The organism is Selenomonadales bacterium, from assembly GCA_017442105.1.
GTDB lineage: Bacteria > Bacillota > Negativicutes > RGIG982 > RGIG982 > RGIG982.
On sequence record JAFSAX010000103.1, the window covers coordinates 1 to 8,685 of the forward strand.

General features: G+C 46.2%; 9 protein-coding genes. 6 read left to right on the forward strand and 3 right to left on the reverse strand.

Features of this window, described 5'->3' with window-relative positions:
• The 4 genes from IJN28_04110 to IJN28_04125 form a co-directional block, all read left to right on the forward strand.
• A partial coding sequence (locus tag IJN28_04110; GenBank protein MBQ6712955.1) for an acetolactate synthase, large subunit, biosynthetic type occupies positions 1 to 273 on the forward strand: 273 nt, incomplete at its 5' end.
• A 121-nt stretch (positions 274 to 394) separates the two neighbouring features.
• Positions 395 to 667: a hypothetical protein gene (locus IJN28_04115; GenBank protein MBQ6712956.1), complete on the forward strand. Its 273-nt coding sequence runs from the start codon at positions 395 to 397 to the stop codon at positions 665 to 667.
• Between the two features lie 135 nt (positions 668 to 802).
• Positions 803 to 1,420, forward strand: coding sequence for a lactate utilization protein (locus tag IJN28_04120; protein ID MBQ6712957.1), 618 nt, complete (start codon positions 803 to 805; stop codon positions 1,418 to 1,420).
• Positions 1,420 to 3,591 carry an LUD domain-containing protein gene (locus IJN28_04125; protein MBQ6712958.1) on the forward strand — a complete coding sequence of 724 codons (2,172 nt, stop codon included), beginning with the start codon at positions 1,420 to 1,422 and terminating at the stop codon, positions 3,589 to 3,591. Before IJN28_04120 ends, IJN28_04125 begins: the two co-directional genes overlap by 1 nt.
• Positions 3,592 to 3,706: 115 nt before the next feature.
• On the opposite strand, the gene IJN28_04130 is transcribed toward IJN28_04125, so the two are convergent.
• On the reverse strand, positions 3,707 to 3,892 hold the full coding sequence (locus IJN28_04130; protein MBQ6712959.1) for a rubrerythrin family protein: 186 nt from the start codon (positions 3,890 to 3,892) through the stop codon (positions 3,707 to 3,709).
• A 131-nt stretch (positions 3,893 to 4,023) separates the two neighbouring features.
• Between IJN28_04130 and IJN28_04135 the strand changes: the two genes are divergently transcribed.
• Positions 4,024 to 5,259, forward strand: a complete 1,236-nt coding sequence (locus tag IJN28_04135; GenBank protein MBQ6712960.1) for an ATP-binding protein — start codon at positions 4,024 to 4,026, stop codon at positions 5,257 to 5,259.
• A 260-nt stretch (positions 5,260 to 5,519) separates the two neighbouring features.
• Complete coding sequence (locus IJN28_04140) at positions 5,520 to 5,711, forward strand: hypothetical protein (GenBank protein ID MBQ6712961.1); 192 nt, start codon at positions 5,520 to 5,522, stop codon at positions 5,709 to 5,711.
• Positions 5,712 to 5,854: 143 nt separating this feature from the next.
• Here IJN28_04140 and IJN28_04145 read toward each other — a convergent pair whose 3' ends face one another.
• Together IJN28_04145 and IJN28_04150 are read right to left on the reverse strand one after the other, a co-directional pair.
• On the reverse strand, positions 5,855 to 6,499 hold the full coding sequence (locus IJN28_04145; protein MBQ6712962.1) for a hypothetical protein: 645 nt from the start codon (positions 6,497 to 6,499) through the stop codon (positions 5,855 to 5,857).
• A 60-nt stretch (positions 6,500 to 6,559) separates the two neighbouring features.
• Positions 6,560 to 8,449, reverse strand: a complete 1,890-nt coding sequence (locus IJN28_04150) for a glutamine synthetase (GenBank protein MBQ6712963.1) — start codon at positions 8,447 to 8,449, stop codon at positions 6,560 to 6,562.
• Between the last annotated feature and the right edge of the window lie 236 nt (positions 8,450 to 8,685).

An 8,685-nucleotide genomic window follows, 5' to 3' on the forward strand; every position in this document is an offset into this window, starting at 1 on the left:
AACGTCCTCGGCATGGTACGTCAATGGCAGACGCTCTTTTTTGACAAGCACTATTCCGCCACGACCCTTCCCGCCTTCGACTTCGCAGGATTCGTTCGTTCCTGCGGTGCGACTGCCCATGAAGTCAAGACGAGAGAAGACTTCTCTGCCGCGTTTGATGCAGCGCGCAACTCGCATACGGTCAATGTCATCATCGCCGACATCGACTCCGACGAGAAAGTAAAACCAATGACAGCCCCGAACCAAAGCGTAGACGAATTCGTCCTGATATGACAAAGAAGAGGCAAAAAACGCCTCTTCTTTTTTTCATATTTGCGATACCAAGTTACAGGATTCTGCCGACGGTATCAAGAATAAGTAAAGTATCTTGTAGGATAAAAGGGAGGAACCGAAAATGATCGGTATGACAAGACAAGAGATTGAACAGATTTTCGATGACTGGTATCAAAACAATCCCGAAACCATCGAGCGCTGTCTTCAAGGTGTAGGACGCGCCTCCGACTGCGGCGACGATGTGATCGAGATGATCTCCAAGGTTATGGGGGCGATCGGCACGACCGTCGCACTCGCCGCGTTCAAAGATTTCATGGTTCTCTACAACGAACGCCTCGAGCAACAGATCGAAGAACTGGTAGAAGCCAAGATCGCAGAACGCATCAAAGGATAACGATTTTTTGTAGGATTATGAAAAATTTTTTGTAGGATTATAAAAAATTCTTGAAGGAATTTTCCCAGTCGTGGCGAATAAAAATTTTATGTCGTATAATAATCTCACTATTTCATAATACGAGGGAGTGTCAGAATGAAAAAAGTATGTACTAATTGGGCAGCTACCTTTACTTCGGACTTAGTTAGTGCGAAGTACTGGGATGAATTCAAACAGAATGCTACGAATGCTGCAGCTGAAATTCACGAAGTGAACAGCTGGGCAGAAGCGCAGGCAAAAGTTCTTGAACTCATTGCAGATCAAAAAGCAACGAAAATTTGCGGTGTTGGCCATGAAGAAAATGCAGAAGTTGCAAAAATCTATGAAACGATCTCCGGTTTGGAAGGCGTAACTCTCCATACGGATAAATTCGAAATCGCTGAACATGCAGAGCAGTCTCATGTTGGTATCAGCTGTGCAGAATTCCACATTGCAGAAACGGGTAGCGTATGCGTTGATACGAAATCCTACGAAGCACGTGTAACGAGCATGCTTCCGGAAATGCACATCGTTTTCCTTAACAAAAACCATGGCGTAAACACGGTTGAAGATGCTTTCAAAGTTATCTCGCCGGTATTCACAAGCGGTCACATGGGCTTCATTACCGGTCCGAGCCGTACAGCTGACATTGAACGCGTATTGACGATCGGTGTTCATGGTCCTGGCCGTTTCGTCATCATCGCAATCGATGAAACTAACGGAGGTGCTGCATAATGGCTGAAAACAATCGCAATATCAGAAAAGAAATCGATACCAAATTGAACGACCCCGTACTCCGCGGCGCGCTTGCTCGCTTCGCTGAACAGTACCCGGTCGCTCGTTTGAAAGCATACGAAAACGTTGAAGACGTTGATGGTCTTCGCAACTCTTTCAAAGCTATGAAAGTTGATGTTGTTGAGCATCTCGAAGAGATCGCTGACAAATTCGAAGCTTCCGTTAAAGCTCGCGGTGCTCACTTCTACCGCGCAAAAGACGGCGCTGCTCTCAAAGAATACTTGAACAAAGTATGTAAAGAGAACAACGTTAAACGCATCATCAAATCCAAATCGATGGCTACTGAAGAAATTCATTTGAATGAATATCTCAAAGAAGAAGGCTACCATGTAATGGAAACTGACATGGGTGAATGGATCATCTCCATCGCAGGTCACAAACCGAGCCACATGGTTATGCCGGCTATCCACTTGAGCAAAGAACAGTGCGCTGAGTACTTCTCCAAAGAACTCGGCCGCAAAATTGAACCGGTCATCTATGACATGATCCAGACTGCTCGTAAAAACCTCCGCAGCGAATTCATCGAAGCTGACATGGGTATTACGGGTGCTAACTTCGGTATCGCCGAAAACGGTGCTATCGGTCTTGTAACGAACGAAGGTAACGCTCGTTTGGCAACGACTATGCCGCGCGTTCATGTTGTCGTTATCGGTTACGAAAAACTTATCCGCAACACGCAAGATGCTGCTAAGATCCTCCGTCTCTTGCCGCGTAACGGCACGGGCCAGAGAATGACAAGCTATATGACGATGGTTGACGGTGCTACGCCGATCATCCACAAAAAAGACGGTCAGTGGGTTGAAGAAGATCGCGTATGCCACGTAATCCTCCTCGACAACGGTCGTTTGGAAGCTGCTAAAGACCCGGTTCTCAAAGAAGTATACCACTGCGTACGTTGCGCATCCTGCCTCAACGTATGTCCGGTTTACACGCTCGTAGGTGGTCACGTATACGGTCACATCTACGCAGGTGGTGTAGGTGCAATCCTCACTGCTCTTCTCCACAGCATGGGCGACTTCGAAAAAATCAACGAACTCTGTATCGGTTGCCGTAAGTGCGTTGAGATCTGCCCGGGTAAAATGGCTATTCCTGACCTCATCGACGAACTCCGCGCTCGTAACGTTAAACAGAAAGGCTTGCCGTTCATGGTCAGCGCTGTCTTCGAAAACGTTCTCTCGAGCCGTAAAGTATTCCACACGCTCCTCCGTGCAGCTTCGCTCGCACAGAAACCGTTCACGTCCGGTAAAATGATCCGTCACTTGCCGCTCTTCTTCGCAGGTCTTTCCAAAGACCGCAGCTTGCCGGCAGTTGCTGAAACTCCGCTTCGTGACCGCATGGCTAACCTCGTTAAGAAAAACAAACCGAATGCTAAAAAACGCATCGCATTCTTCAGCGGTTGTAACACTGACTTCGTATTCCCGGATACCGGTGAAAACGCAATCAAAGTATTGCAAGACCTCGGCTACGAAGTAGTATTCCCTGAAGATCAGAGCTGCTGTGGTAAACCGATCATCGGTATGGGCGACAGAGAAACTGCTAAAAACGTTGCACTCCGCAACATCGAAGCATTCGAAGAAGCTAAACCGGATTATATCATCTCCACTTGCCCGACTTGTACGGAAACGTGGCACAAAACGTACGTTGAGCTCTTCGCTGACGATCCGAAATGGAAAGATCGCGTAGAAAAAATCGCTCACAAAGTACGTGAATTCACGAGCTTCGTAGCAGCTGACTACGAAAAACTCGGTCGCCTCAACCCGACTAAAGGTAACGAAAAAGTAACGTACCATGATTCCTGCCATATGCGTCGTGGTCTTGGTATCCATGAACAGCCGCGTAAACTTCTCCAGGCAGCTCCTGGCTACGAATTCGTAGAAATGCACAACTGCGATAAATGCTGCGGTATGGCCGGTGCGTTCGGTGTTAAATACGTTGAACTCTCCATGCCTATCCTCAAAGACAAAATCAAAAACATCCAGGAAAGCGGCGCAACGACTGTTGCAGTAGCTTGCCCGGCATGTATGATGCAGATCGGCGGCGGTCTTGACAAACAGGCTCAAGGCATTAAAGTTAAACACGTTGCTGATATCCTCGCAGAAAACTTGAAATAATAGCCTCTAAGGCTTAAAAGAAAAAAGACCCAGTAGGGTCTTTTTTCTTTTGTATCACGCATAAAAACAAAACATATCAAAGAGGGACATCTCACTGCGAGATGCCCCTCTTTTCTTACATCGAACGCAACGCTTCCTTGATCGCTACCGCATGCTCTGCTTCCGCTTCGGCAAAATGTCTGAGCATCCGATGTACATTCTCATCGTCGATGTGCTCTGCTCGTGTCTGATAATCACGAATCAATTCCTGTTTCTCTACAAGGATCTCCTCAAGCGTGCTTCTGCCGTCTAATTTTTTCATATTCGCCACCTCCGATAATAGTATACCCATGCAAATAAAATAATCTCGTATCTTCCTTATAAAAATGCAACTTTCAATTTACTTTATATTGGACAGAATGTATACTTAAAGGAGAACTGGAGGTATATATCATGACTCAATCAACACTTGCCAATCTGTTAATTTATAGAAACTTACTCAACGATCCCATCATTGCTGCACAAGTCGATGCACCCGGCGTGCTCTCGCCTGCCCTTTCGGCAGAACTCATTGCGGCGGCTGAACGATTTGGCATCGGTGGCAATCTGTTTTGCAACTACTTCATCTATCAACTACTCCAAGACAGCAACCTCGTTACGAATGCCTTAGAACAAAGCACAGCTCCGATCCTCGCACCCGGTCTGGCAGCGGCATTCCAACACGACATGACACTGATTGCCGACTTTCTCTTAAAGGCAGGCACACCGCAGACAAAGTACGACTTCCTCACAGACTATACACCGTCCAATCCGACCTTGCCCGAGTCGTTCCTGCAGTTATCGCACGCCGCGGCTGAAGCGCTCGAAGCAGATGACCCCGTAGCGGCACTTTCTTGCCGACTCCTCGCCTTCTATCATCAATATGGCAGCGGTAAGATCAGTCGTTATCGCGGATTCCGCTACCAAAAAGGCGTCGGCCTCATCGGTATCGAACATTTCGACCCGATCTCGATCGACAACATCATCGGCTACGAACGCCAAAAAGCCCTTCTCATCGCCAATACAGAAGCCTTCATCCAAGGTTTGCCGTCTAACCATGCGCTCTTGGTCGGTTCGCGCGGTACAGGCAAATCTTCGTCCGTAAAAGCAATGATAAACCGCTACTTCCGTGCAGGTCTGCGCATGGTACAGATATCGAAAAACCAACTCACCGATCTCGGCAGCATCATGGCAGAGCTCCGCAGTTACCAAAGCAAAAAATTCATCATCTTCCTCGACGACTTGTCGTTTGAAGAACATGAAGTCGAATACAAATCTCTCAAATCGGCCATCGACGGCGGTATCGAAGCCGCTCCGCCGAACGTCCTTATCTATGCAACCTCGAACCGTCGCCACCTCATCAAAGAACGCTGGGACGACAAAGTCGGCGACGGTCAGGACATTCACCGCATGGATACCATCAACGAAAAAATATCCCTCTCCGACCGATTCGGTATCACCATTAGCTACACGGCACCGAATCAAAAAGAATACCTTGCTATCCTCGAACACCTCGCAGAGATCAACGAACTCGACATGACGAGCGAGGAACTGCACGCAGAAGCCATCAAATGGGAAATGACACATTCCGGCAGAAGCGGCCGTACGGCACAGCAGCTCATCACCTATCTGCTCGGTGCGCGCCACTAATCCATACCTCATACATACAAAAAAGCCTCATCCTATTCATTGTACTGCACAGTACACGCAATCGGGATGAGGTTCTTTTTATATTTCTGCATAGCACACCTACACATGACCGATCATCTCTCAACAACAATCATACAGTCTGACACCAAAAATTTTTATAAATTTTATTTTTTCTCTTTCATTGTCCTTTTTATAGGATAACTTATTTGATATTCTAAAGATGCGGAAAGCAATATTATATAAGTTGGGAGAGGAAATGTATGAAAAACTATCAATTATTACGCTCGGTATTGGAACTTATCAATCTCTGCGAAAACATGGAAGAGGTCAGAGAACTGACACAACATCTCTTGAACGAAACAAGCGAATTTGTTTCAGCGCCTGCCAACAGATATCCTGTTGAATCGCAAACAAACACTTCAACAGATACCCTCCATCGCTTCGCAGTCTGATCCACTCCTTCGAACTGTCTCCTACGAGGCAGTTCCCTTATACGACATTGCTTATCTAAATACCGAATACGATAACATGACCTTCCTCACAACAAAAACTCCCTTACAAGACATACTTGTAAGGGAGTTTCATTTTACGCTTCTTATTTTTTACGTTTTTTCGATTTCATCTTACCCAAGTTGCGGTCGATGTCTGCTTTGATCTCTTCACGCGCAGTTTTTTCTTTTTCGTAGCGTTTTTTCATCGTCGCCAAACTCTGCGTATAGATGGTCTGATAGAGCTTTTGCGCCTTATCTGCTTCGCTCTCGTTCAGGTGGCCCTCATCTTTTTTTGCACGAAGCAAATTCATCAACTTTTTATACTGTTCACTCTGCTTATTATTAAGTGCTGTATCTTCAATAATATCGCAAAGGTCATGCCATTCTTTGATCGTCAATTCATGCGCACGCGCAAGGTCAGCTTCTACCTGCGCTTGTTTTTCTTCCAGTTTCTCGATCTTTTTCGCGTTTTTTTCGAGTCTTACTTCATCAGCTTCCATTTTCGTTTTGAGCGCCTCGAGTTTATCGCGACGCATCGTTGTTTCGCGAGTGCTTTTTTTCTTTCCGCGAAGTACTGCATAATAGAACAACGCATAACCTACGATGACAATGTATCCTATGTGCAAAAATGTATTTTCGGGCGCTATCGCAAGAACTGTCAACAGACCCATGATGAAGGTAATGGCTGCAGTCGCTTTGATAGGTGCTTTTCTTGTTTGTTCGTTCGATTGTTTTTTCTGTTTGCTCATGATGCCCTCTCCTTTTATGGTAAAACCGACAGAACAACGCCTGTCGGTCTTGTATGTAGATTAGATAATGTTATCTGTATAGACTTTGTAAGCAACTTTGAGTCCTTCCATTTTATTGTACATTTCTACTTGGAGAGCCGAAGCAGTATCTTTATCACCTTGTTTGAATGCCTCTTTAATACGTGTAAAGAGCGATTTTTTCGCGATGCTGTCTTTTGCCAAGTATTCACGAAGCGCCTGTACTTCGCCCCAAAGCACCATGTCTTGGTCATTAGCATCTGTGTGGATGGCCTTACATTCACGTACAATAGAGAGATTTTCCGGGATCAAACGATTGATAAGCTCCGTTTCCCAACGAATAAGCGAACCTGCAACGAAAGCGTCCATGATAGCATTCGTCATAGCACCGCTTGCCGCAAGAACGGCTTTTTTCTCGGGATATTTCGCGAAGCCCTGCATGTTTTCCCAAACAGTTGCCGGCGGCGCGCCGAACATAGCGTCACGTTCTTCATCCGTATAATCCTCAAATACGTCTTCTTCACTGCGATATGCACGGTCTTTTTCCAAATAGAAACCTTCCTCACCCGGCTGTTTCGACAGCTCTGCCAAAAGCTCGTCAGTCGTTTTGCCCGATTCGAGAACGGCTTTTACACCGTCAATGATCGTCAGATAGATAGCCGCCAGTACAAGGTACGTATCGGTGTACGGGTTCGGCGAGCGAAGCTCAAAACGCGTTGCGAACGGATTTTCGAGATCGCGGATAAGACCTGCCAATATCGTACGGTTACGCGACGGCTGATGCGGCGCATGGCCAAGCGATGTTACGATACAGATCGGTGCTTCGAAACCCGGTTTTAAGCGATTGAGCGAGTCGTTCGTTGCCGATACGAGCGGATTGACGACTTCGTAGTTTTTGAGAAGACCCATGATCGCGCCGTAACCGATCGCACTCAAGAAATCTTTCTGCATATCGGACGGTGCAAAAAGAGGCACGACTTTGCCCGATTTTAAGACAGCCTGAATACTGAAATGCATATGTTTCCCATTACCGGCAAGACCGATCATCGGTTTTGCTTTGAAGTTGACTTCAAGACCGTTCATACGGAATATCTCTTTTACCAAAATACGCGCGAGAAGCTCATTATCTGCCGCCTGTACCGTATCAGCATATTTCCAGTCGATCTCAAGCTGTTCGCAAACGTGCGTCATGTGACCGCTACCGTCGATATGAGCCTTCATACCGCCAACTTCTTTGTGTCCCATCTCGGCACCAAGACCATACGCATCAAGAGCAAGTACGCACTGTTCAAGTGCCGTTCTGACGACACCGCGCGTTCTCTGCCAGTATTGTTCCTGCATGACCTGCGATGCCGACATTTCTTGAATCTCTGCATCTCCGAGCGGCGTTTTTACCCAAAACTCAAGTTCAGTCGCCGATGTAAATGTCACGTCAACGATCTCTTTCGGATCGATATCAAGCCCTGCGATCTTATCGACACGCGAGAACAAGTCAAGCATCGTTTCACGCACATACTTGAGCGAATCAGCAAGGACCGCACGCGAATCAACACGTTTGCCGTCGTGGATCAAGAATGCAGGAATACGAAGCGTCCCCGTCGGATAGCCAGATTCTTCATCGAGATGCTCAAAATTATAGTCTACATACCAATTTACCGTCGGGTCGATCGGCATATCTACTTTTGCATTATTGATCGTCGCGATACCCGTCAGAACGACCGAAGAACCGTCTGTCTGTACCGCAGAACCTGCATAGAAATCCTCTATATCCTCAAGGAAAATGTGCATCGGAATCTTTTCATCCGTATCGTTACCTGCCAGATCGATCCCAACCAAAGAAACAAACTTGATCTCGGGATGTTTTCTTAAAAGCTCTGCCACTTCAGCAGGTTTCGAATTCGCAGGAATCACACATAACAAATCGGTAAACATTGATTATACCCCACCTTACCTCGTGTTTTAAAAAAAAATGCCAGTCAAAAAGAAAAAACTTCTTCTTTTTCAACTGGCTCTCATTGCCTTTACATTATACTACATACTTATATTGTATAAGAAAAGTTATCATTTGTCTAGTGTTTTTGTCGAAGTGGTGATTTATTTTGACAAGCTTCGCCCTTAGTCATTTCTGCTGCAACTTGTTGCTCCTGCTGTTTTTTACAATATCCATA